A 22,225-nucleotide genomic window follows, 5' to 3' on the forward strand; every position below is an offset into this window, starting at 1 on the left:
TAAAGCCCCAACAATACCTATAAAAAACAAGGATAAACGTGACCAAAGCCGAAGGTATGAGCTTTCTTTTAGTCGCTGCTCCTTACTATTGCTTCAACCAAACAAATGAAACTTTCGCCCACTAGTATCAAATTCATTGGTGGCTCAACTTACTCAACCTTATTTGGTCATTCCATTTCTGCAATAAAATCACCCAGTCAGCGGTCATTTGTTATCTAAGCTATTGGTTGTTCTTATTTTTGACAATTAACTTAATAAATATCAAAAAAACTCGTCATATAAATCGCTAGCATGCCGATACAACATTTATAACATCTATCAATAATCAGGAAAGACACTACATGCTAGACAAATATCGGAATCAAAGTGTCGGTTTTCAGCTCAAGCTGGTCATCACACTGTGTCTGCTTATTGCATTTTCAAGCATTGCTGCGCTTGTTTATCAAAACGCTTCAAACGTACTTTTAGAAAACACGCTGAAAGAACATCAATCTAAAGTGGAATCGATGGCAAAAACCATTGCAGGCCAGTTCAATGCTTATCTGCACACGGCAGAAGTTTTGGAATCAACCTTCCGTAATGGTTATTTAGCGGGCGTCTATGTCGAGAGTTACAACGTCGACTTTCAAGGTTACCAAGTACCAAACATCACCCAATACAGCGAAAGCTTGATTGGTGACACTAAGTTAGTTGATAGCTTCACTCGTGACACTGGCGCTGTTGCGACCCTGTTTGCTCCAATGGGCAACGACTTCATTCGCGTCGCTACTTCACTAAAAGATCCTCAAGGTAAAAGAGCACTTGGCACTACATTGGGGCTTAACCACCCGGGTTACCAAAAGCTTAAAAACGGCCAACCTTACTATGCGCAAATCAAACTTTATGGTGAGCGCTACATCACCTACTACGCACCTTTAAAAGACGCGAATGGTAAGGTCAACGGTATCTCATTCATTGGTTTACCTGTTGAGCGCGCGACCCAAGATCTATTCAGCTCGCTACAAAGCGTAAAATGGGGTGACACTGGTTACACCATTATTCTGGATAACGAAAAAGACAACCAAGGTCACTACCTTCTTCACCCAAAACACGAAGAGAGCGATCCACCGATTCAAGAAGTGTCTGACTACAACGGTAACAAGCCTTTCTACCAACTTTTTGAACAGGAAAGTGGCTTAATACGCTACCCATTTGAATACCAAGGCACCGTGGGAGAAAAGTACCTCGTTTACACTCAAGTACCAGGTTGGAATTGGAAACTCTTAGGTGGCACTTTCATCAATGAAGTCACCAAAGGCAGCCAAGCTTTACTTCAACTGATTGCGACGATTTCTCTAATTGTGGCAGCGGCAACTTTTGTGGTGCTTACGCTTGTTCTTAACCGAACGCTAAATCCACTCACCGTTTTGAATGGCTATATGAACCGTTTAGCAAAAGGTGAAGTGAGTATTGATATTCCGGCTTCAGGTAAAGCATCGAAAAACGAAATCGTTAACTTGAACAACGGCGTTGCCAATATGGCGGGACAACTGAACGAGTTGGTTGGTCAAATTCGCTCAACTAGCGACCAAGTTGAAAGTAACTCGACCAGCGTTGTGGATGATGCAAACCGCAACCTCATGCAATCGGATCTTCAACAAGAGCAGGTAGAGCAAGTGGTGACTGCAATTGAAGAGATGGCTTCGTCTGCTCAATCTGTCGCTCAGCAAGTTGAGCAAATTGCCGAAAATGTGCGCTCTGCAAACACTGATAGCCAATCAGGTCTCGAAGTCGTTGAAGGCGTTTGTATTGATGTGGCTCAGCTAAACGACCAAATCGACCAATCTGCGGCAGCTATCGAGCAAGTGAACCGTGACAGCGAAAGCATCCAAACCGTGACGAAAATGATTGATGAGATCGCAGAGCAAACCAACCTACTTGCGCTTAACGCAGCAATTGAGGCTGCACGTGCCGGTGAACAAGGCCGTGGCTTTGCTGTAGTGGCAGACGAAGTGCGAACGCTTGCTCATCGTACTCAGACCTCCGTGAAAGATGTCGTAGAGATCATCGAGAAGCTTAAAGGCTCCACCAGCAATGCCGTAAGCATGATGACGGAAAGCCAGCAAAACGCGAATAAGGTATTGGATAAAGCACAAGAAGCAGGCACCGCGCTGGAAGCTATTGCAGGACAAGTTCAGTCCATTGCTTCTCAAGCCGATGCTATTGCTGCAACCTCAGAAGAACAAGCTCAAGTTTCTCAAGAGATTGCCGCAAACGCGCACTCTATTAGCGAATTGAACCGCGAAAGCCGTGATACCAGCGCTAAAACATCGCAAAGCGCAACCGAGCTACAGCACCAAGCACAAAACTTAAAACAGCAAGTGGATTTCTTCCACTAACCCTCCAATAAAACCGATGAAAGAGCCGATAATTCGGCTCTTTTTTGTTTCGCTTGCAGCATCCCTTTTTGATAGAATTTGCCGCCCTACTTCCTGTCCAGAGATCGTCATGAACTATCAATGTCCTCTATGTCACCAACCTCTTGAGCTAACAGCAAAGACGTTTAAGTGTGAAAACAACCATCAGTTTGATTTAGCAAAAGAAGGCTACGTCAACTTGATGCCAGCGCACCACAAACGCTCAAAAGATCCAGGTGATAACAAAGAGATGATGCAAGCACGTCGTCGCTTTTTAGAAGGCAATCATTACGATCCGATGCGCCAAGAAGTGGCAAGCCTATGTGCCAAATACACCGAAGACACAAGCCATCAATTGTTGGATATTGGTTGCGGCGAAGGCTACTACACAGACCAAGTTCAGCAGTCTCTGCATTCACAAAATGAAGAAGCGACGGTGTATGGTCTAGATATTTCTAAAGTCGCCATTCGTTTCGCCTCTAAGCGCTACCCAAATTGCGATTTCAGCGTGGCATCAAGCCATCGCTTGCCGTTTGCAGAGCAATCTCTAGACGCGATTTTACGTATCTACGCTCCGTGTAAAGCAGAAGAGCTACAACGTGTGATTAAAGATAACGGTGTTGTTATCACAGTCACGCCAGCAGGCCGTCATTTGTACCAGTTCCGTGAACGTATCTACCAAGAGATACGCTTGCACAACGAAGAGCCCGAGAACATTGAAGGGTTCGAACTTGAGCATCAACAAAAGCTCAACTACACCATGGACTTAAAAGACGGCGTCGCATTCGACCTACTGCAAATGACACCATTCGCATGGAAAGCCAGCGACGAGCTTCGCGAAGAGCTAAAGTCATCTACACTTTTCCAATGTGAGGCTGACTTTATGTTGCGCGTTTACCGTAAGAAATCGAATCAATCTGAGAATGAAGCATAAAATGTAACGCTAATTATTCTCATTACCATTGATTCATTTATCAGCCTCCATTAATATCATTCGGACATTTTTGGAGGCTTTTTAATGCGCTTTTCTACACTAAGTCTGATTTTTGCAGGCTTGCTTACTGGTTGTGCTTCAAATGCACCGACCGTTCCCAACGCCGCAACTGACGACGTAACCAGTTTCTACGACTACCAGCTTCATGCACCTTCCGGTGAAGCCATCTCAGTCAATCAGCTAACCCCAGCCCTACAACAAGCCGATGTAATTTTGATTGGCGAATGGCACACGCACGCAGGTATTCACCGTTTCCAGACTGACATGCTAAAGCAGTTGTCTTCTACTAGTCGTCCTCTTGCGCTTTCAATGGAGCAGGTCACACGCGACAAGCAAGCAATCTTAGATTCATACTTAAACGGCGAAATTGGTGAGCAATACTTTATGAAGCAAAGTAATGCTTGGCCAAACTACGAAAGTGATTACCGCCCGCTGGTTGAGTTTGCCAAGCAAGCTGATATTCCCGTGATTGCCGCAAATGCGCCGAAAAATATTGTGCGTTGCATTGGCCGCCAAGGCATCGATTACTTAGAGAAGCTCGACAGTGATGAGCGCAGTTTTGTCGCGGACGAAGTCAACACCGCAAACAGCCCATACAAAGAGAGGTTCATGGCATCCATGCACCACGGCAAGCCAGAACAAACTGAGAAGCAATATGCAGCTCAGGTAACATGGGATGAAACCATGGCAGAATCCATCGTCAAATACCTAGAGCAACACCCAGGTACTCAAGTGGTTCACGTCGCGGGCAAATTCCATACTGAAGGCGGTTTAGGGACAGCGGCTTCTATCTTGAATCGTAACCCAGATTTAAACGTTGTCGTCATTACCCCTACTGCGGACATTACTGCAGACGGTTCGGATTACCAACTAGAAGTCCTTGCGCCACCGGTGCGTTACGTACAAGACGCAAACCGCATGGCTGCGTACAAGCACCTTGCTAAGCGTAATAGCGATCTTCAATGTAAGTAATCAGAAAAATCCGACCACGACTTAAGATAAATAGGTCTGCTTTTTGCTAGCTATTCTAGATATACATAGAAAGCGGCAAAAACAGACCTATTTTTGTATTTGATTGATTCAAGAAATAGCCTTTGCCGTCGATATAGGGATAACTGCTTTTTATACCCAAGTAACCTCGAGATGCTAGGTTCAGCGAGAATGACTTGGTTTGTAGACGCGGCGGCGATTTAAAGGTTTGGTGGATCCAAATCAAGAATCGACAACAAAGTATACAAGCCAAGTCAACTCGCCCTTCGGGAGCGTGTCATTGACCCAATTTCTGCGTCAAACAACTTGGAAAGAGCCAGCTATTACGCTGCGTTGTTTTCCTTGACCTCGAATCAATGACAACGCTCTGAATCCTGCATCTTGAAGTCACTTGGGTATACCTGCACTCATAAAGGAGTGTCGTTGTTCGAAGGGGTAACAGATGAATCCAGTAGGAAGCAATTCAGTCAACCGTCAATCGGTTTATAGTAATGCAGCACAGCAAAATAACCGAGACCAAGCGAAAGTGGCTGAACAAAGTGCCAATGCCGCACCATTAAAGGTCGACCAAAATACGGTCACGCTGTCCTCTGAAGGGAAAGCCTTACTCGTCGCATTACAACAGATTGATCACGAGAGCAAAAAGGTGGAAGCCGAAAATAAGACCGTTGGTGACAAAGTCGAATCTTTCGCTCATGGCGCACTCGGGATGGATCACCCAGATACGATTGAAGAAGAGGATGATGGCTCATACTCTGCTGGTCAATATTTGTCTGCGGCATTGACCGTTGGTGGCATTATTCTCGCTCTTGTTTAAAATATCGCCTTAAATTATTGGTTAAAAAAGAGTTTTTTCCGTTACGACAACCATCCTCATTTGAACACTGTTTTTACCCAAGTCCATAATGGATAACTATTCATTAACGGACGATGAACTGTGAAAAATGCATTTTCTCTCATAGACAAACCAACCTTCTTTGGCGCTATCGCGCTGTTACTTTCTATTGTCTTTCCATTAATTATGTTCCCGACTGAGGGTGCAGAATGGATTGCGATCGCAAAAACCTTCATGACGGATAAATTGGGGTTCTTGTACCTTGCACTCGGCCTTGCTGCCTTTATTTTCATGATTTACGTTGTCTTCAGCGACATGGGACAAATCAAACTCGGTGACCCTGACGAGAAACCAGAATTTACTACTGCGTCATGGGCGGCGATGCTGTTCTGTGGCGGCATCGGTGCCAGCATTCTTTACTGGGGCTGCATCGAATGGGCGTATTACTACCAATCACCACCTTTTCAACTAGAACCAGGCAGTGAAGAAGCGGTGCGTTGGGCGGCGACCTATGGCCTCTTCCACTGGGGCCCAATCGCATGGTCTATCTACCTTATCCCTGCTCTGCCAATTGCGTACTTCTTCTACGTACGTAAACAACCCGTTTTGAAAGTATCCAGTGCATTGATGCCAGTGCTTGGCGAAGAACGTAGTAAAGGCGCCGCCGGTAAAATCGTTGATGTACTGTTTATCTTCGGCCTGCTTGGCGGTGCCGCAACGAGCTTAGGTTTAGCCGCTCCGTTGATCGGCGAAGGTCTGCATTATCTTTTCGGTATGCCTAAAAACACATATAGCCAAGTGTTAGTACTGCTGATCTGTACGGCCATTTTTGCTTACTCCTCTTACGCAGGTATGGAGAAAGGCATTAAAGTTTTAAGCAACATTAACTTCTGGGGTGCGATGGGCTTACTGGCGTTCATCTTAGCGGTTGGACCTACCATCTTCATGCTGGAAACGGGTTTAGACTCGATTGGCCGAATGCTGTCTAATTTCTTTGTAATGGCAACATGGGCGGAACCGTTCGGCGGTTACGGTACGTTTGATAACACCCACTTCCCACAAGATTGGACCATTTTCTATTGGGCATGGTGGCTAGTATTTGCACCTAGCATGGGCCTGTTTGTGGCGCGTATCTCTCGCGGTCGCACTATCAAACAAATGGTATCTGGCTCGATTTTCTTTGGTTCTCTAGGCTGTTTCTTATTCTTTATGATTCTAGGTAACTATGGCTTGTCGCTACAGTTATCAGGAGAACTAGACGTTGTTGCTATCCTAAATGCAGAAGGCGCAACCGCGGCGATCTTCTCGATGTTAGATGCACTGCCAATGAGTACGTTAGTCATCGCCGTGTTTACTGTGCTTTGCATTATTTTCACTGCCACGACCTTTGACTCGATTTCCTACATTCTTGCGTCTGTTGTACAAAACAACGTCACGGAAGAACCAATGCGTTGGAACCGAATGTTCTGGGCATTCACCTTATCCTTTCTTCCAACAGTTCTGATGTTTATGGGTGGGTTAAGCACACTACAGACCGCGGCTATCGTGGGTGGTTTACCTTTGTTGGGTATCTCAATCATGCTGATGGTTTCTGCGGTACGTGCAACCACGCTGGATATTCGTCATCAAGAAGATTACATCGAACCAACCATCAACATTGAAGAGCTACCAGAATTTGATCCGTGGTCAACAGAAGGCATGGCAATGGCGAAGTTTGAACGTGCGCGTGATGCAGCTCAAGATGCGGCAGAAGAAGAGCGTGAAGCGTTAGCCGAACTCATGAAACTACGTAAACGAATTCGCGCTTTTGCTCTGGAGCATAGCGACGACAATGATTTTGCTGATCATCACTTACCTCAGGAGATGCAGGATGAGCTGCAGACCCTATTGGATAATGTCATGAAAGCAAAAGAGAGAAAACTCGAGCTATCTGATGCGGCCCAGCAATCAAGAGTCGAGTTTAATCAAATCGTGGCCCAAAGCCCTGCTTACGCGGTGTAGCTTTAGCTCATGACTTTCCACTCCTAAACCTAATTCAAGCCCACTTCTGTGGGCTTTCTTATTTCTGCCATAGTAAAAAGAAATGAAGTACACATGAACCTTTTGTGACGGTAGCAATTTTGTCATAAATCCTTGTTTTAATTTGCACGCTTTTATAAATAAGGAATATACAATGAAGCACTTAGTGACCCCAATTGTGACCGCAGTAGCGGCGTCCACGCTCTCTTTCAATGCTCTATCAGCAGAAATCAAAAACGTTATCCTAATGATTGGTGATGGCATGGGCCCTCAGCAAGTAGGCTTGTTAGAGACTTACGCGAATCACGCACCAAACTCGATTTACAAAGGCGAAACGACCGCCATTTACAAGCTCGCACAGGAAGGGGTAATTGGTTCATCCTTGACCAACCCTGAAGATGCGATTGTCGTCGATTCTGCTTGCTCGGCCACAATGCTCGCTACTGGCACCCCGACGGCATCAGAAGTGATCGGTATTGATAGCCAGGGTAATCACGTGGAAACCATTCTGGAAAAAGCCAAAGCGAAAGGCAAAGCAACAGGCTTGGTGTCGGATACACGAATGACACACGCTACACCAGCGGCTTTTGCTTCTCATCAACCGCATCGTTCTCTCGAAAATAGTATCGCAGTTGATATGCTAGAGACAGGCGTGGATGTGATGCTTTCTGGCGGCCTTCGTCATTGGATTCCTAAATCAACCAACGAGAAAGGCGACACATACAAACAACTTGAGAAGCTGACCCAGGGTGACGTTTACCTAAAATCGAAACGCAAAGACGAGCGAAACCTTCTGACGGAAGCGCAGCAGCAAGGTTACAGTTTGGCGTTTAACCGCAATATGCTTGAAACCTCCAACGGCGATAAGCTACTGGGGTTATTTGCCTATTCAGGCATGGATGATGGCATCGCTTACAGCAAAAACAAAAATGATCCGAAACGGACTCAACCGTCACTAGAAGAAATGACCGTAAAAGCGCTCGATATCCTATCTAAGGATAAAGATGGCTTCTTCTTAATGGTCGAAGGAGGTCAAATCGACTGGGCGGGTCACAGCAATGACGCCGGAACCATGTTGCACGAACTGATTAAGTTTGATGAAGCAGTGAACTCTGTATACGAATGGGCAAAAGGCCGTGAAGACACGTTGGTGATAGTCACTGCCGATCATGAAACCGGTTCATTTGGCTTCAGTTATTCTTCCGCTGATTTACCCAAACCACAAAAGCGCAATGGTGAGGCTTTTACGAACCGCGATTATGCTCCCAACTTTAACTTCGGCAAGTTCGATATTCTTGATGGACTTTATAATCAAAAACAAAGCTACTACGGTATGATCAGCGAGTTTCAAAAGCTTGATAAAACAAAACAAACACCAGCTAAATTGGCCGAAATCGTAAACGAAAATAGTGACTTTTCTATCACACCAGAACAGGCAGAGCGCGTCTTAGCAAGTAAACCAAACCCTTATCGCTTAGCAAGCCACAAATATTTAAGTGAAGAAAACGTCCCAGCAATTAACGATTTTGATGCGTTTTTTCCTTACAAAGAGGTAACCTACTCGCTCGCGAACAAGGGACGAAACAGAATACAGTCTGGGGAACTGGCACACATACGCACACCCCTGTAAACGTATTTGCTTGGGGGCCTGCTGGCACGATTTTACCTATCTCCAAGATCATGCATCACTCTGAGCTAGGTCAATACCTCATCAAGCAAATTAACTAACTCGTCAACGCATAACCACACTCAGCCACTTTCATGGTGATACTCAAACGCTCTCTTCTGGGAGCGTTTTTTTGTGATAGAAACGGTTGACGGCTTACTCCCTCCCTTCAATAATTGCGGCTCTTTTATAAAAACGAATAACCTTATGTGCGAAATATTTGCTAAACAACCACAAGAAAACTATCAGTTTGTTACCCGCTCCATCCGCATTGATGGCCATGCCACCAGCGTAAAGTTGGAATCGAGTTTTTGGTTGATTCTAGAAGAAATTGCCTCTGCCCAAGACATGACCGTACCTAAGTTCATCACGACCGTTTACCAAGAAGCGTTAGAACACAACGGGGAGGTCAATAACTTCGCCTCTCTGCTTCGCTGCGCCTGCCTTACCTACGCTCGACAACCACAAGCGACGCTAGATCAAGCACTAAGTGAGCAAAACTAACCACTCATATTATTGTCGTACCTGAGTACTACCAAACTCGCGCTAAAACTGACTAGTCTAGGCGCAGTATTAAGGAGTACTCATGACAAAAATGATTCATACCATGATTCGCGTAAGCGATCTGGAGCGTTCTCTTAAGTTTTATCGCGACGCACTTGAGCTAGAAATCAAAGACCAATACGTATTCGACGGCTTTTCTCTTACCTACTTAGCAAACCCTGAAACGGGATTCGAGTTAGAACTCACTCACAATCACGACCAAAGTGAGCCATACACACATGGTACGGCTTACGGGCACCTTGCGGTAAGCGTAGAAGACATTGCGGCGACTTATCGACGCTTGAACTCGCTAGATATCGAAGCGAGCGACATCAAAGTCTTTGACCATCAGGAAAAACACTTAGCGACATTTTTCTTCATTACCGACCCAGACGGCTACAAAATTGAGTTCTTGCAGCGTCAAGGTCGCTATCTCTGATAGTAAGTTCTGTCCTAACAGAAACTGCCACAATCCCCTTTAATAAAAACAAAGAAGCAAACACAACTATGATTCATTTAACTGCTGCATTTCACGCAAAACCTGACTGCGTATATCAACTAAAACAAGCATTAGAAGCGATGCTAGAGCCGACTCGAAATGAGACGGGCTGCGTGCGTTATCACTTGTTCCAAGACAAAAATGACCCAAGCCAATTCTTATTCCAAGAGCAGTTTGCAGACCAAGCCGCGTTTGACGAACACTGCAAAACAACGCATTTCCAGACTCTATTGAGTGAGATTGATGGTTTACTTGCCAGTGAGCCAAAAATCACGTTCTTGGATGAGCTGTAATCTTTACTGCTAAACCGATAAAAAAGGCGCTCTAATTGAGCGCCTTTTTGTTGATTTTGGATTCAAGTAAAAGAAATTTATGCTTCTTTCTTTTCCACCATGTGCAAATGCACATCTTGTTGTGGGAATGGAATCGAAATGCCTTCACGGTCGAAGCGCAGTTTCACTTCTCGGGTTACATCCCAGTAAACATCCCAGTAGTCATCCGTTTTAACCCAAGGACGAACAATGAAGTCAACTGAAGAAGTGTTCAGTGTATGAAGCTTGATCATTGGCTCTGGAGAACGAAGTACTGAAGGGTGAGACGTCACGATATCTGCCAATACTTCTTCTGCTTTTAGTACGTCATCTGAGTAACCGATACCAAAAACCATATCGACACGGCGAATGCGCTCATGTGTCACGTTCTTAATCACGTCACCCCAAATCTTGCTGTTTGGCACGATGATGATTTGGTTATCGAAAGTACGGATTGTTGTGTTCACCAAGCTCATGTGGCTTACCTTACCGTCTACACCACCTGCGTAAACAAAGTCACCAACATCGAACGGACGGTAGATCAGTAGCATCATACCCGCAGCGAAGTTTGAGAGCGTATCTTGTAATGCGAAACCGATGATCACACCAGCAATACCGAAACCGGTCAGGATTGGAGCAAGGTTAAGGCCGATTTGAGATAGACCAACCATGATACCGATGATCCACACGGCTTTGCCTGACATCGAGATAAAGAAGTCTTGCATCAAGTGTGACAGCTTCAAGTTCTTCGATGCCACCGTCTTGCTAACCACTTTACGCGTTAGCTTCGCCAGTGCGCGGGCAATCAGCAGGATCAGAGCAAACACAAACAACTGGAAGATGTGCTGTGGTGCGTTCTCAGCAAACCAATCCACCATTGAGTTCGACCAATGGCTCAAGATAGACAGAATTACTTTGGTGTTCAGCAAGTCGTGAGTAATGCTGCCTGTTACTTCAAAAATCTGACGTTTATATTCAGAGGTTTCTAAACCAACCTTATCGCCAATCGCGATCAGAGTGCGCAGACTGTCCGTTGCAATGTTCAATCTCTGCTTCAAAATTAACTGACTTAATTGCAGCGATGCTTTCTCTGATTCCGGACTAGAGGAAACTTGAGATCCAATGATCCCGCTTTGCTGGTTCAGATACTCAATGGATGCAGAAAGCAAACGCATACGCTTATCAACATTGTCTTTAAACGCGATATCTGCATCTTCATCTTGAACACCTAACGTACTTAACCAGCTCAAGTTTTGCCAACTTGACTGGTAGCTGACGTCTAGGTACTGCTGTAATTCACGGTACTCATTCAAAAGAGAGAGTTTATCGGCGTCTTTTGCTTTGTTGATTTCTTCATTCAAAACTTTGATTTTTTCATCCAGATAAGCGATCGCGCCTTCTGAATATTTTTCTTGAGTTTGAACTAATTCAATCAATTTATCATGAGCGATAGATTTATTGCTGATCGCTGTCGCAAGGCGGCTTCTCAGTTCTTCATTTTTCTGGAACAGTTGCAACTGAAGCGCATCGCGCTCATCGCCACTTGCTATTTTTAAGGTTTCGGACAAATCGATGATATCTTGATTGATATTATCGATCGCTTTTTCAGCGGCAGAAACCTCTGGCACTTCTACGACCTTTTCTGTGCTTTCTGTTGCATTAACAATGAAGGAACTCATCGTCAAAACAAACGCCATAAACAACACCTTGAATGGTGTAAAACGCACTGTTAGGGGGGATAGTAACGTCATTTTTACCTCGTAAGAGACGAACTTGAACGGGATGGTCAAGCGCCGGGATATAAATCCTTGAAAGTAGATGCTGTAAGTTTACACCACGAAATAGAAAACGAGCACTAATAAAAAGTGCGTACTAAATTCACAATTCTCCTCTTATGACAACTCAATTCATGTGCCACATGGTGTACGTCTCTGATATTTGCCTAAGCGAGCACAAAATAAAATAAAACAACGTGAAATAAGCAACAAAATGCTTATTTTTCCTGACATTATAGAAAACCCTGCTATGTTTATTTTTGCTGCCGTCATTGCTATTAACCCTACAAAAAATAGCAATAAGTGGAATTAATTCAATAAGATAAGGGATTCACCATGCCTCTTCATAAAAAATCAACCGTTCGTGGCTCAATCCTAGACGATGTGTATTCGTCTAAAGATCTTTCCATTGTTATGCCCAAGTACCGTATTCCAGAGCATGAGCATGCTCCCGATCATGCTTACCAAGTTGTCCATGATGAGCTCATGCTTGATGGCAATTCGCGTCAGAACCTTGCGACATTCTGTCAAACATGGGTCGAAGACGAAGTCCACAAATTGATGGACGAGTGCATCGACAAAAACATGATCGACAAAGATGAATACCCTCAAACGGCGGAAATCGAATCTCGATGTGTGCATATGCTTGCCGACCTTTGGCATGCACCGGATGCTGAAAACCCTATGGGGTGTTCAACAACAGGCTCAAGTGAAGCGGCAATGCTAGGCGGCATGGCGCTAAAATGGGCTTGGCGCGAAAAAATGAAGAAGCAAGGCAAACCAACTGATCGCCCGAATCTTATCTGTGGCCCAGTTCAAGTTTGTTGGCATAAGTTTGCGCGCTACTGGGACATTGAACTTCGCGAAATCCCAATGCAAGGCGACCGTCTTATCATGACCCCAGAGGAAGTAATCAAACGTTGTGACGAAAATACGATTGGTGTTGTCCCAACGTTAGGCGTGACCTTTACTTGCCAATACGAGCCAGTACAAGCGGTGCACGAAGCGTTAGATAAGCTACAAGAAGATACCGGGCTAGATATTCCGATTCACGTTGATGGTGCGAGTGGTGCCTTTCTTGCCCCATTCTGCGATCCAGATTTAGTGTGGGACTTCCGTTTACCAAGAGTAAAGTCCATCAATGCCTCTGGACATAAGTTTGGCCTTTCCCCACTCGGCGTTGGTTGGGTTGTTTGGCGAGATGCCGATGCTCTACATGAAGACTTGATCTTTAACGTCAACTACCTCGGTGGCAACATGCCCACCTTTGCACTCAATTTCTCTCGCCCTGGTGGTCAAATCGTTGCTCAATATTATAACTTCTTGCGTCTTGGCAAAGAGGGCTATCGTAAGATCCACGATGCTTGTTATGACACAGCTCGTTACCTTGCCAAAGAAGTCGAAAAAATGGGTATGTTCCACATCATCTATGATGGACATGGTGGTATCCCTGCACTGAGTTGGTCAATAAAAGATGGCGCAAACCCAGGCTTCAATCTTTACGATCTTTCTGATCGCATTCGATCTCGTGGCTGGCAAATTGCGGCTTACGCTATGCCTGCCGAACGCGAAGATCTAGTGATCATGCGTATTTTGGTTCGACATGGATTTAGCCGAGACATGGCGGATCTTTTGATTTCCGATTTACAACACTGCGTGGACTTCTTCGACAAGCATCCTGTCGTCAACGGTAGCGACGCTGATGAGTCGAGTAACTTTAACCACGGCTAATTGTCCCCTTCCACTTAAAGCAAGGAACTCTCATGGTTCCTTGCTCCTATATCAACAAATTCACAGGTGACACTATGTCCTTTCTATTTAGTTACTTGTCAGAAAATCCGTTCGTTTTTCTCTTTCTATCTCTCGCTATTGGATACCCGCTTGGTCGACTCACATTCAAAGGAGTAAGCCTAGGAACAACAGCTGGCACTTTAGTTGTTGGTGTTGCTTTAGCTCTTACCTCCTTTTCGGTTTATGGGCTAAAAATTGAAGAGCCGGGTCTGGTCTCAGATATCTTCTTAATGATGTTCATGTACGCGATTGGGATGAAAGTTGGGCCACAATTTTTCTCCGGTCTTGCTAGAGGAGGGATCGACTTCGTCGTCATTGGTTTGATTGTCGTGTTCAGCAATTTTGCGATTGTTGTCATCGGCGCCAAGCTAATGGGTCTGGAGCCCGGCTACGCCGCTGGCATCATTTCTGGCAGTTACACAGTGACCGCCGTAATGGGCGTAGCGCAGTCAGCAATTAGTTCAGGCGCATTTACGCCACCTGAAGGGATGAGCATTGATCACGTCAGTGCCAATATTGCCGCGGGCTACGCGATAAGTTATGTCCTTTCGACCGTCCTCATCATCTTGTTCATTAAGTACCTCCCTTCGCTCTTTGGTATTGACCCCGTCAAAGCAGGTAAAGAGGCAGAAGCGGAATTCTCAACTGGCGATGACAACGAGAAACTCCCAAGCACCTTTGGTTTTTCAGACGTGGGCGTCCTACCGATCGATGTTCGTGCCTATAAAGTCACACACCAAGAGTTAGTTGGCCGTTCAGTGCAAGAGTTGTATCAGAAATTCCCTGATGCGGCCGTGCTTAAAGTGGTTCGAGGTGAGCAAGTCATTGATGCTTCCGATAACCCAACGCTTGAGTTAAATGATGTTATTGGCATTCGGGGAGAATATCGCGTCTTGATCGCGGAAGGTGAAGCCGATATCGGAAATGAAGTCGATGAGCCACGCGCAAGAAATGTCGACATTGAAGTGGCTGATATTCACGTTGGTAAATCTGAGCATGCAGGGAAAACTGTCGCACAATTGCATGCTGAAGTCGGCTTTGGTGTTTATTTCAAAGCGATATTTCGACAAGGCCACCAGCAACCTTTATTGCCACAAACTAAGGTCGAAGTAGGCGATGTTGTGCGTATTGCAGGCTCCCAATGGTGCGTAGAGCAAACCGCATCCAAACTCAATAGTGTTCCGATTGTAGAGAGTACGGTCACCGAAACCTTCTACCTCGCCCTCTCCCTTCTTATTGGCTATGTCTTTGGACATTTGAGTGTCACCGTTGCAGGTATCCCTTTTGCCCTTGGCACATCGGCGGGTTGCATGTTAACCGGGATCGTTTTCTCATTCCTACGAACTCGTAACCCTAGCTTTGGCGGCCCCATGAGTGAAGGGGCAAGAAGCTTTCTACAGGACATCGGCCTAAACTTATTTGTCGCGGTATTAGCGGCAACCGTGGGGCCGAAAATCTTAGCGTCATTCCAAGGCATCATTGTCATCAAGATTGCGTTACTGGGTGTGACTGCAGCACTCGTACCACCTCTGCTAGCTTGGTTATACGGATTGTACTTCCGCAAAATGAACCCTGCTATTTTAGCGGGAGCCTGTGCCGGAGGGAGAAACAGTACCCCTGCAATGAAAGGAGCCCAAGATGCAAGCCACAGTGACATGCCAGCTATTGGCTACCCCGTGCCATACGCATTAACTTCAGTTTTAGTCCTGATATTAGGTTACATCGCGATGGTCATCAGTTAGTTAAATCTACGCTTTAGGATGAATGGTCTATGATTGAAACGTAACCATGAATACGTAACGACACGTACCTAACACAATAATGAGTAAGGAGAAATTATGGGCTTTCTATCTTGGATTATTCTAGGTTTGATTGCAGGAGCATTGGCTAAGTGGCTGATGCCTGGTAACGATGGCGGTGGCTGGATTGCCACTATGGTGCTAGGTATCGTTGGTGCTTTCGTTGGCGGTTTTTTAGGCAGCTTTGTTGGCCTAGGCGGTGCAGACGGTGTAAACATCGGCAGTATCGTCACTGCAACTTTAGGTGCTTTCGTTATATTGTTTGTCTATAACCGTTTCTTAAAAGGTTAGGTACTTTTGCCTCACCCCAAAATAAACAAGCCTTTCAATGAAAGGCTTGTTTTACATTCGGCTATGGGCGATTTGGGTGATTTAAAATGTGATCTTCCCAGTCCACCACATCGATTTCATACACCACTTTATTTCGTACACTTTCCCCAGCTGCGTGCATTGCAGACTTAGAGCCAGTGATTAATGGGTGCCATTCTGGCAGTGGCTGGCTTTCTGCCAACAAGCGGTATGCACAAGTGTGTGGTAACCATGTGAAATCATCAATATCTTCACGCGTCAGCTTGGTGCACTCTTCGCCTGAAGTGAAACGGTTCGGGTAGTCTTTGCACGAACAAGTTTTGCTGTTCAGCCAACTACACGCCACGTTGGTGTAGTAGATTTCGTCCGTATCTTCATCCATTAGCTTGTGCAGACAACATTTGCCACACCCATCACAGAGAGATTCCCATTCTTCTTCTGTCATGTTCTCTAACGATTTACTTTGCCAAAATGGAGTGCTCATACGCTTACTACTTATTTCTCGAATGGGAATGAATTGGGTGCGTTTTATACCCCTCTGACAACAAAAGTTCAAGTTTTGCCGAATTCCGCCCCGTAATACGAACTATTATCAACGTTTGTTCTATTTCACTAGCAAGGGCGAACAACATTGATATTTTTACTATTAGTGATTCCTATCCTATGGTTTTAGCTCATAGTGTGAATAAAGGAATCAATATTATGAAGCTCGCAATGATCACCATTATCTCTCTTGTTTCGTTCGGAGCTGCGGCAAGTACCGATGCAGAACTTTGTCAACAATACGGCAAGGATCTAGCGTCTAATGTTCAAGAAGGTCAAGCAACGTTCCTAACGGAAATGTCCTCTCGCACCGAGGCTGGAACCTGGGGTTTAAGCATGCAAGAGTGCAACCGTTATATCCAACAGGCTAAACGCGATCAGAATTTTGAAGTCGCTGCTTTACTTAATGATGAGTAAAAAGGACTTAATGACGAGTAGAAAGGGCTAACTTTGTTGGCGTGAATTCACGCACGCCTCTTCCAATCTGACGAGAAATGGCCATAATGCCCCCTTCATTTTTACGAGGGCTTTTAGATGGATTGTCGATTAGGTTGTGGGGCGTGTTGTATCTCACCAAGTATCTCTTCTCCGATTCCGGGCATGCCAAAAGGCAAACCTGCTGGAGAGCGCTGCATTCAATTAAATGACGACAACTTATGTAAACTTTTCGGAATGCCTGAACGCCCAAAAGTTTGCCACGACTTCAAACCTTGCCCAGTTGTGTGCGGCAAAACGAATCAAGAAGCGATAAATAATATCACCGAACTTGAACAACTGACCTAGTCGTTACTACCCAACTCTCTCAAGTAAAGGTAAATAGTATCGCGTGAAATACCGAGATGATTTGCCACCATCAATACCGCATCTTTGTATTTAAAAATCCCCAAACCTTGTAAACGCGTGACCAGTTCACGGTTGCGTTTTGAAGGGGAAATCGCTTCGTTTGACCACACTTCTGCTTGTACGGTCTCAATGGTACTAATAATGGTTTCATCGATGTTACGAGCGAAGGTTTCTGGTGAACGTGCGCCCGCACAGCAGTCATTTTGTTGAGTTGGCATAATCGATCTCAAAAAATCCTGCATCGGTACATCCATGTCGACGTTGATACACAATAACCCAATAGGTTTGTTCTTTGGGTTACGGACAATGGTCGTGATGGAATGCAAGGTTTTACCGCTTACGGTTTTCGTCACATACGAATCTGAAACGTCGTTACCTTCAAGCAGCTTCATTCTTGCTAAGTTGGTAATCGGTGCACCTTCTCCACGCTCAGTAACATGGCCATTGGCAATTTTGATGATTTCCGGAGCTTCTGCATCAAGACTGTGAAGAACGACCTCGGTATGCTTGCCATACATGCGCGCAATGCCATCGACGACGTTCTTCATCGAATTCAAAATATCTAAATCACTTTTGGTGAGTTTCTTAAGCTGCAATTTACTTCCCTTAGCAAAAACTTTGAGGCTAGGCCGACATGATGTCGATAATAGATTTGTCAGTATACGGCATACCAAGTCTAACCATAGAGCCTACGTTTCTTATAGTTTGTTCGACTTCGTCGCCTACTATACCTTGATTCTTCACACTGTGGTTACCCATCGCCATCAAATATGAGCGAACTGCCGTCGTTGATGAGGTGCAAACTTTCATTGCACAAGATGACTTCGCGCCATCACACACCATGCCTGAACTGTCACTAATGACGTTTTGAATTGCAGAGCAAGATTGCTCAAACGAGCCGCCTGCTAGATACACTAGTGCCATGGATGCGGCAGCACTAGTGACGGTGTTACCACAGAATGCAGATAAAGGTGGGTAGTATGACTTAATGTAGATCGCGCCTAAATGACTCATGATTAGTGCGCGAGCGAGTTGTTCTTCGTTACTTTGAAACGCTTCTGCTGCGATAACAACCGGAATCGTCGCGGCAATACCTTGGTTACCGCTGCCAAAGTTACTCATCGCTGGCAGCGTCGCACCGCCCATTCGAGCATCGGATGCTGCAGAGGTCATCATTTGGATTCTGCTCATCAGATCATTACCAAGCAACCCCTGTTCGATATTGCCTTTTAATGTTCGGCCAATTTCTAAGCCGTAACCTCGGTCGATACCCTCTTGCGCTAAGGAAGAGTTGAGTTCAGCCGCTTGCAGAATGAATTTGATGTCATCAAATGGCGCTTGAAGAGCAAAGTCGTAAATCTGCTTAATAGAGATATCCACCCCTTCACATACTGATCCTGTCGCGACTCGCTGCTGCAAAGGGGCATCGAACGTCACCGCTCCATTGCGAGTGATCTGGATAATATTAGTGTGTCCACCGCTGATGGTCACCGAGACGGTGTCTTCTCCAACGCTCATGGTGACACTGCAAAAGATAAATTCTTGTGTATCAATGCGAGCAACACTGACTCGCTCTTCATCAATAAGTTGCTGGGCAGCAGTCACATCGTCTTGATTAATTTTAGCGAGCACTTCCAGTTCTGCGTTTGGGTCTCCCGCTAATGCCCCAACTGACGCCGCGATCTTAAGGCCAATTTTCCCAGTGCCGGGAACGTAAACCCCCATGGAGTTTTTAAACAAGTTATCTGAGACACGTACTTCAATCATGTCCGGGGTTTGGCATCCAAGCTCACGCTTTGCAACTGCTGCCGCATATGCAGCAGCAATGGGTTCGGTACATCCGAGGGCAGGTTTCACAACTTGCTTAATGATTTGGATATATTGGTTCCATTGCTGATTCATGCTTCTTCTCCGTATTACTTTTTACTAGCAATCGCTTCAACTTCAATCAAAACACCTAGCGGAAGATCTTTCACCGCAAAGCAGCTTCGTGCTGGGCAATCTTTTTGGAAAAACTCTGCATACACTTTGTTGAATTCCGCAAAGTCACTGATGTTTGCCAAGTAACACGTCGTTTTTAGAACCGTATCTAAACTGCCGTTACCCGCTTCAAGCACATGTTTTAAGTTCGTTAGAGATTGATGACTTTGAGCAGTAATCCCTCCCTCTACTACTTTACCTGTCGCGCTATCAACTGGGAGTTGGCCAGACGTAAAAATCAAATCCCCGTAAGTGGTTCCGTGTGAATATGGGCCAATTGCGGCAGGAGCGTGCTCTGAAGTGATCAATTCTTTCATGTTAATCCTCACATAGTTTTTAATTTTAGTCGTAAAACTCAGCTTTTGCTTTCGTTTCAAAGCTATTCTTTCAACTATATGTGAGCAAAACAACCACTACAGATCACACAAATCGATCTAAATTCAGATTTTATTGAGTAATTTTGTCGAGATCTCAAATTTATCTGAATTTTCCACAAAAAAATTGTTGTTAATCTTTTTCTCAAATAGATTTGAGAAAAATTCATACTAACAAAGAGAAAACGACAATGAGCGTTACTGTACCTACACAAACTCTTCCAATAACTAAAGAACCACCTCACGTTAAAGCCGGAATGACAGCCACAGAATGGAAAGCGGCGACTAAGTTTGATAGCACTGACTGGGGCTGGGTAATCATGAGTATCGGCATGGCAATCGGTGCTGGTATTGTTTTTCTTCCAGTAAAGGTGGGCGTACTTGGCATATGGGTATTTCTTGCCTCCGCGGTGATTGGTTATCCAGCGATGTACTTGTTCCAACGCCTATTTATTAACACGCTTTCCACCTCTCCGAAGTGTCAAGACTATGCGGGCGTTATCTCAGGCTACCTTGGCAATAAATGGGGCGCCTTGTTAGGCGTGCTCTACTTCATCATGTTGGTGATCTGGGTATTCGTATACTCGACAGCAATCAATAATGACTCAGCCTCTTTCCTACACAGCTTTGGTATCACTGAGGGGCTGTTGTCGGAAAACCCGCTGTATGGTCTAGCATTGGTTTGCGCTTTGGTGGCAATCGCTTCGCGTGGTGAGAAGGTCCTATTTAAGGTCAGCACCGGATTAGTATTGGTAAAACTTTGTACCGTAGCACTGCTAGGCTTCATGATGATTGAAAAATGGGATCTGGCGAATGTAGGTACCGTACCAACTGCTGGTGCTGGCTTAAAAGATGCGATTGAACTGCTGCCGTTCACCCTCACTTCTATTTTGTTTATTCAAAGCTTGAGTCCGATGGTGATCTCTTACCGTTCGAAAGAGAAGTCTATTGAAGTTGCCCGTTTTAAAGCGATGCGTGCCATGAATATCGCTTTTGGCATTTTGTTTGTGACCGTGTTTTTCTACGCGATTTCTTTCACGTTGGCGATGTCTCATGAACAAGCAGTCCGCGCAGCAAACGAGAACATCTCTGCGCTTGCGATGGTAGCACAAGGCATGGACGGCACGACGCTTAAACTGCTTAGCCTGATGTTGAACATCTTTTCTGTAATGACAGCCTTCTTTGGTGTTTACCTTGGCTTCCGTGATTCTTGCCAAGGCCTTGCGATGTTGGCATTGAAAAAAGTGATGCCTGAAGAGCAAATCAACAAAGATCTCGTGACGAAAGGCATCATTCTATTCGCGATTTTGATGGCATGGGGCGCTATCGTACTCAACCTACCGGTTTTGAGCTTCACTTCGGTTTGTAGCCCTATCTTTGGTTTGATTGGCTGTTTGATTCCTGCTTACTTGGTGTATCAAGTGCCTTCTCTACATAAATACAAAGGTGCTTCACTATACCTAATCATCGCGACGGGCATCTTGTTGTGTATCTCACCATTTATTGCTTTTAGCTAACGCTTCCTCTCGCCTCGGTTATCAAGCTCTATAACGATAGCCGAGGTTTTCCTTTGAACTCATCCACCTACCCTCTTTCTACCCATTCCGTTTCATATATGAGACAGAAACGCGCATATCTGGCATTTTGGTTAATTTCCGTGCTTCAACTCACACTTTTCTGACAATTCTCTACTATGTTCAGCGGGTAATCTAAATCCGCAATAGGAAACAATATGAATAAATACATGGCAGAGGTTTTTGGTACTTTTTGGTTAGTGCTTGGTGGCTGTGGTAGTGCAGTGTTAGCGGCTGGCTTCCCTGATGTCGGCATTGGCTTGTTGGGCGTTTCTTTGGCGTTCGGTCTTACCGTACTCACAATGGCATTTGCTATTGGCCATATCTCAGGTTGTCACCTAAACCCAGCAGTAACTATCGGTCTATGGGCCGGTGGTCGTTTCGAGACTAAAGACGTTGTGCCTTACATCATCGCGCAAGTGATTGGTGGTGTGATTGCGGGTGGTGTACTTTACGTAATCGCAACAGGTCAAGCAGGGTTTGACGTTGTTGGTTCTGGCTTTGCCGCGAACGGTTACGGCGCGCATTCTCCAGGCCAATACTCTATGGTTGCTGCTTTAGTGACTGAAGTTGTGATGACAATGATGTTCCTAATCGTGATCATGGGTGCCACAGACAAACGCGCACCACAAGGTTTTGCACCTATCGCGATCGGTTTATGTTTGACTCTTATCCACCTAATCAGTATTCCAGTGACTAACACATCGGTTAACCCAGCACGTAGTACTGGTGTTGCCGTATTCGTTGGCGACTGGGCGGTTTCTCAGCTTTGGCTATTCTGGGTAGCACCAATCGTTGGTGGTATCCTAGGTGCACTTATCTACAAGAACCTTCTAGGTACAGAATCAAACGATTAATCGATTCTCGAACCTCACGATCAAAAAAGCCGCTAAATGTGAACTGACCCCCAATAGTTGGACACTAATTATTGGGGGTCTTTTTATGTCCAAATATAGCCGCGAGCTAAAATGTGTCATTGCTAAA

20 protein-coding genes and 1 pseudogene are annotated in these 22,225 nt (G+C 45.2%); 16 read left to right on the forward strand and 5 right to left on the reverse strand.

Features of this window, described 5'->3' with window-relative positions; genetic code table 11:
* Positions 1 to 341: 341 nt before the first annotated feature.
* The 9 genes and pseudogenes from VJL_RS24295 to VJL_RS24335 all read left to right on the forward strand — a co-directional run bounded on the left by VJL_RS24295 (position 342) and on the right by VJL_RS24335 (position 10,235).
* Positions 342 to 2,378 carry a methyl-accepting chemotaxis protein gene (locus VJL_RS24295; protein WP_038881893.1) on the forward strand — a complete coding sequence of 679 codons (2,037 nt, stop codon included), beginning with the start codon at positions 342 to 344 and terminating at the stop codon, positions 2,376 to 2,378.
* Positions 2,379 to 2,487: 109 nt separating this feature from the next.
* The gene (gene rlmA, locus VJL_RS24300; protein ID WP_038881894.1) at positions 2,488 to 3,330 is read left to right on the forward strand and encodes a 23S rRNA (guanine(745)-N(1))-methyltransferase; all 843 of its coding nucleotides are present in this window, start codon (positions 2,488 to 2,490) and stop codon (positions 3,328 to 3,330) included.
* 84 nt (positions 3,331 to 3,414) lie between these two features.
* Positions 3,415 to 4,362 carry a ChaN family lipoprotein gene (locus VJL_RS24305; RefSeq protein WP_038881895.1) on the forward strand — a complete coding sequence of 316 codons (948 nt, stop codon included), beginning with the start codon at positions 3,415 to 3,417 and terminating at the stop codon, positions 4,360 to 4,362.
* A gap of 460 nt (positions 4,363 to 4,822) precedes the next feature.
* Complete coding sequence (locus VJL_RS24310) at positions 4,823 to 5,197, forward strand: hypothetical protein (protein ID WP_038881897.1); 375 nt, start codon at positions 4,823 to 4,825, stop codon at positions 5,195 to 5,197.
* Between the two features lie 120 nt (positions 5,198 to 5,317).
* The gene (locus VJL_RS24315; RefSeq protein ID WP_038871275.1) at positions 5,318 to 7,216 is read left to right on the forward strand and encodes a BCCT family transporter; all 1,899 of its coding nucleotides are present in this window, start codon (positions 5,318 to 5,320) and stop codon (positions 7,214 to 7,216) included.
* Positions 7,217 to 7,388: 172 nt separating this feature from the next.
* A pseudogene (locus tag VJL_RS24320) lies at positions 7,389 to 8,962 on the forward strand (alkaline phosphatase).
* A 145-nt stretch (positions 8,963 to 9,107) separates the two neighbouring features.
* Positions 9,108 to 9,404, forward strand: a complete 297-nt coding sequence (locus VJL_RS24325; RefSeq protein ID WP_038871280.1) for a ribbon-helix-helix domain-containing protein — start codon at positions 9,108 to 9,110, stop codon at positions 9,402 to 9,404.
* 82 nt (positions 9,405 to 9,486) lie between these two features.
* Positions 9,487 to 9,882: a VOC family protein gene (locus VJL_RS24330; RefSeq protein ID WP_038871282.1), complete on the forward strand. Its 396-nt coding sequence runs from the start codon at positions 9,487 to 9,489 to the stop codon at positions 9,880 to 9,882.
* Between the two features lie 68 nt (positions 9,883 to 9,950).
* Positions 9,951 to 10,235 (forward strand): putative quinol monooxygenase, encoded by a 285-nt coding sequence (locus VJL_RS24335; RefSeq protein ID WP_038871285.1) that lies wholly within the window; start codon positions 9,951 to 9,953, stop codon positions 10,233 to 10,235.
* Between the two features lie 77 nt (positions 10,236 to 10,312).
* Here the strand turns inward: VJL_RS24335 and VJL_RS24340 are convergent, their stop codons facing one another.
* Positions 10,313 to 12,004, reverse strand: coding sequence for a mechanosensitive ion channel domain-containing protein (locus VJL_RS24340; protein WP_038881899.1), 1,692 nt, complete (start codon positions 12,002 to 12,004; stop codon positions 10,313 to 10,315).
* Between the two features lie 360 nt (positions 12,005 to 12,364).
* On the opposite strand from VJL_RS24340, the gene gad reads away from it, so the two are divergent.
* The 3 genes from gad (at position 12,365) to VJL_RS24355 (ending at position 15,909) form a co-directional block, all read left to right on the forward strand.
* Positions 12,365 to 13,759 (forward strand): glutamate decarboxylase, encoded by a 1,395-nt coding sequence (gad, locus tag VJL_RS24345; protein ID WP_038881900.1) that lies wholly within the window; start codon positions 12,365 to 12,367, stop codon positions 13,757 to 13,759.
* Positions 13,760 to 13,833: 74 nt separating this feature from the next.
* Complete coding sequence (locus tag VJL_RS24350; protein WP_038881908.1) at positions 13,834 to 15,561, forward strand: aspartate:alanine exchanger family transporter; 1,728 nt, start codon at positions 13,834 to 13,836, stop codon at positions 15,559 to 15,561.
* Between the two features lie 96 nt (positions 15,562 to 15,657).
* Positions 15,658 to 15,909: a GlsB/YeaQ/YmgE family stress response membrane protein gene (locus VJL_RS24355; protein ID WP_005439775.1), complete on the forward strand. Its 252-nt coding sequence runs from the start codon at positions 15,658 to 15,660 to the stop codon at positions 15,907 to 15,909.
* Between the two features lie 61 nt (positions 15,910 to 15,970).
* On the opposite strand, the gene VJL_RS24360 is transcribed toward VJL_RS24355, so the two are convergent.
* A complete protein-coding gene (locus VJL_RS24360) occupies positions 15,971 to 16,411 on the reverse strand; it encodes a YcgN family cysteine cluster protein (protein WP_038871294.1) in 441 nt (146 codons plus the stop codon).
* A gap of 218 nt (positions 16,412 to 16,629) precedes the next feature.
* Between VJL_RS24360 and VJL_RS24365 the strand changes: the two genes are divergently transcribed.
* Both VJL_RS24365 and VJL_RS24370 read left to right on the forward strand, forming a co-directional pair.
* Complete coding sequence (locus VJL_RS24365; protein WP_038881903.1) at positions 16,630 to 16,887, forward strand: hypothetical protein; 258 nt, start codon at positions 16,630 to 16,632, stop codon at positions 16,885 to 16,887.
* 117 nt (positions 16,888 to 17,004) lie between these two features.
* Positions 17,005 to 17,253: a YkgJ family cysteine cluster protein gene (locus VJL_RS24370; protein ID WP_038871300.1), complete on the forward strand. Its 249-nt coding sequence runs from the start codon at positions 17,005 to 17,007 to the stop codon at positions 17,251 to 17,253.
* Here VJL_RS24370 and VJL_RS24375 read toward each other — a convergent pair.
* From VJL_RS24375 to VJL_RS24385, 3 genes are read right to left on the reverse strand one after another with little or no spacing between them, the layout of a single operon-like run.
* Entirely contained in the window at positions 17,250 to 17,909 is a 660-nt protein-coding gene (locus VJL_RS24375; RefSeq protein ID WP_038871302.1) for a helix-turn-helix transcriptional regulator, read from the reverse strand. The two genes, VJL_RS24370 and VJL_RS24375, sit on opposite strands and share 4 nt — an antisense overlap.
* A 28-nt stretch (positions 17,910 to 17,937) precedes the next feature.
* A complete protein-coding gene (locus VJL_RS24380) occupies positions 17,938 to 19,215 on the reverse strand; it encodes an L-cysteine desulfidase family protein (protein WP_038881904.1) in 1,278 nt (425 codons plus the stop codon).
* 14 nt (positions 19,216 to 19,229) lie between these two features.
* Complete coding sequence (locus VJL_RS24385; protein ID WP_038881906.1) at positions 19,230 to 19,610, reverse strand: RidA family protein; 381 nt, start codon at positions 19,608 to 19,610, stop codon at positions 19,230 to 19,232.
* A 314-nt stretch (positions 19,611 to 19,924) separates the two neighbouring features.
* On the opposite strand from VJL_RS24385, the gene VJL_RS24390 reads away from it, so the two are divergent.
* Positions 19,925 to 21,184: an amino acid permease gene (locus tag VJL_RS24390; RefSeq protein ID WP_038881910.1), complete on the forward strand. Its 1,260-nt coding sequence runs from the start codon at positions 19,925 to 19,927 to the stop codon at positions 21,182 to 21,184.
* Positions 21,185 to 21,399: 215 nt separating this feature from the next.
* On the forward strand, positions 21,400 to 22,098 hold the full coding sequence (aqpZ, locus tag VJL_RS24395) for an aquaporin Z (protein WP_009707332.1): 699 nt from the start codon (positions 21,400 to 21,402) through the stop codon (positions 22,096 to 22,098).
* Positions 22,099 to 22,225: the final 127 nt, after the last annotated feature.

This window comes from Vibrio jasicida CAIM 1864 = LMG 25398 (assembly GCF_000400365.1).
GTDB classification, from domain to species: Bacteria; Pseudomonadota; Gammaproteobacteria; order Enterobacterales; family Vibrionaceae; genus Vibrio; species Vibrio jasicida.

Bases quoted from the DNA above. Each gene is read 5' to 3' on its own strand.
- VJL_RS24360 (WP_038871294.1), bottom strand. From the start codon at position 16,411: ATGAGCACTCCATTTTGGCAAAGTAAATCGTTAGAGAACATGACAGAA.
- VJL_RS24390 (WP_038881910.1), top strand. From the start codon at position 19,925: ATGACAGCCACAGAATGGAAAGCGGCGACTAAGTTTGATAGCACTGAC.
- gad (WP_038881900.1), top strand. From the start codon at position 12,365: ATGCCTCTTCATAAAAAATCAACCGTTCGTGGCTCAATCCTAGACGAT.
- VJL_RS24330 (WP_038871282.1), top strand. From the start codon at position 9,487: ATGACAAAAATGATTCATACCATGATTCGCGTAAGCGATCTGGAGCGT.
- rlmA (WP_038881894.1), top strand. From the start codon at position 2,488: ATGAACTATCAATGTCCTCTATGTCACCAACCTCTTGAGCTAACAGCA.
- VJL_RS24385 (WP_038881906.1), bottom strand. From the start codon at position 19,610: ATGAAAGAATTGATCACTTCAGAGCACGCTCCTGCCGCAATTGGCCCA.
- VJL_RS24350 (WP_038881908.1), top strand. From the start codon at position 13,834: ATGTCCTTTCTATTTAGTTACTTGTCAGAAAATCCGTTCGTTTTTCTC.
- VJL_RS24355 (WP_005439775.1), top strand. From the start codon at position 15,658: ATGGGCTTTCTATCTTGGATTATTCTAGGTTTGATTGCAGGAGCATTG.
- aqpZ (WP_009707332.1), top strand. From the start codon at position 21,400: ATGAATAAATACATGGCAGAGGTTTTTGGTACTTTTTGGTTAGTGCTT.
- VJL_RS24340 (WP_038881899.1), bottom strand. From the start codon at position 12,004: ATGACGTTACTATCCCCCCTAACAGTGCGTTTTACACCATTCAAGGTG.
- VJL_RS24295 (WP_038881893.1), top strand. From the start codon at position 342: ATGCTAGACAAATATCGGAATCAAAGTGTCGGTTTTCAGCTCAAGCTG.
- VJL_RS24370 (WP_038871300.1), top strand. From the start codon at position 17,005: ATGGATTGTCGATTAGGTTGTGGGGCGTGTTGTATCTCACCAAGTATC.
- VJL_RS24335 (WP_038871285.1), top strand. From the start codon at position 9,951: ATGATTCATTTAACTGCTGCATTTCACGCAAAACCTGACTGCGTATAT.
- VJL_RS24305 (WP_038881895.1), top strand. From the start codon at position 3,415: ATGCGCTTTTCTACACTAAGTCTGATTTTTGCAGGCTTGCTTACTGGT.
- VJL_RS24365 (WP_038881903.1), top strand. From the start codon at position 16,630: ATGAAGCTCGCAATGATCACCATTATCTCTCTTGTTTCGTTCGGAGCT.
- VJL_RS24380 (WP_038881904.1), bottom strand. From the start codon at position 19,215: ATGAATCAGCAATGGAACCAATATATCCAAATCATTAAGCAAGTTGTG.
- VJL_RS24325 (WP_038871280.1), top strand. From the start codon at position 9,108: ATGTGCGAAATATTTGCTAAACAACCACAAGAAAACTATCAGTTTGTT.
- VJL_RS24310 (WP_038881897.1), top strand. From the start codon at position 4,823: ATGAATCCAGTAGGAAGCAATTCAGTCAACCGTCAATCGGTTTATAGT.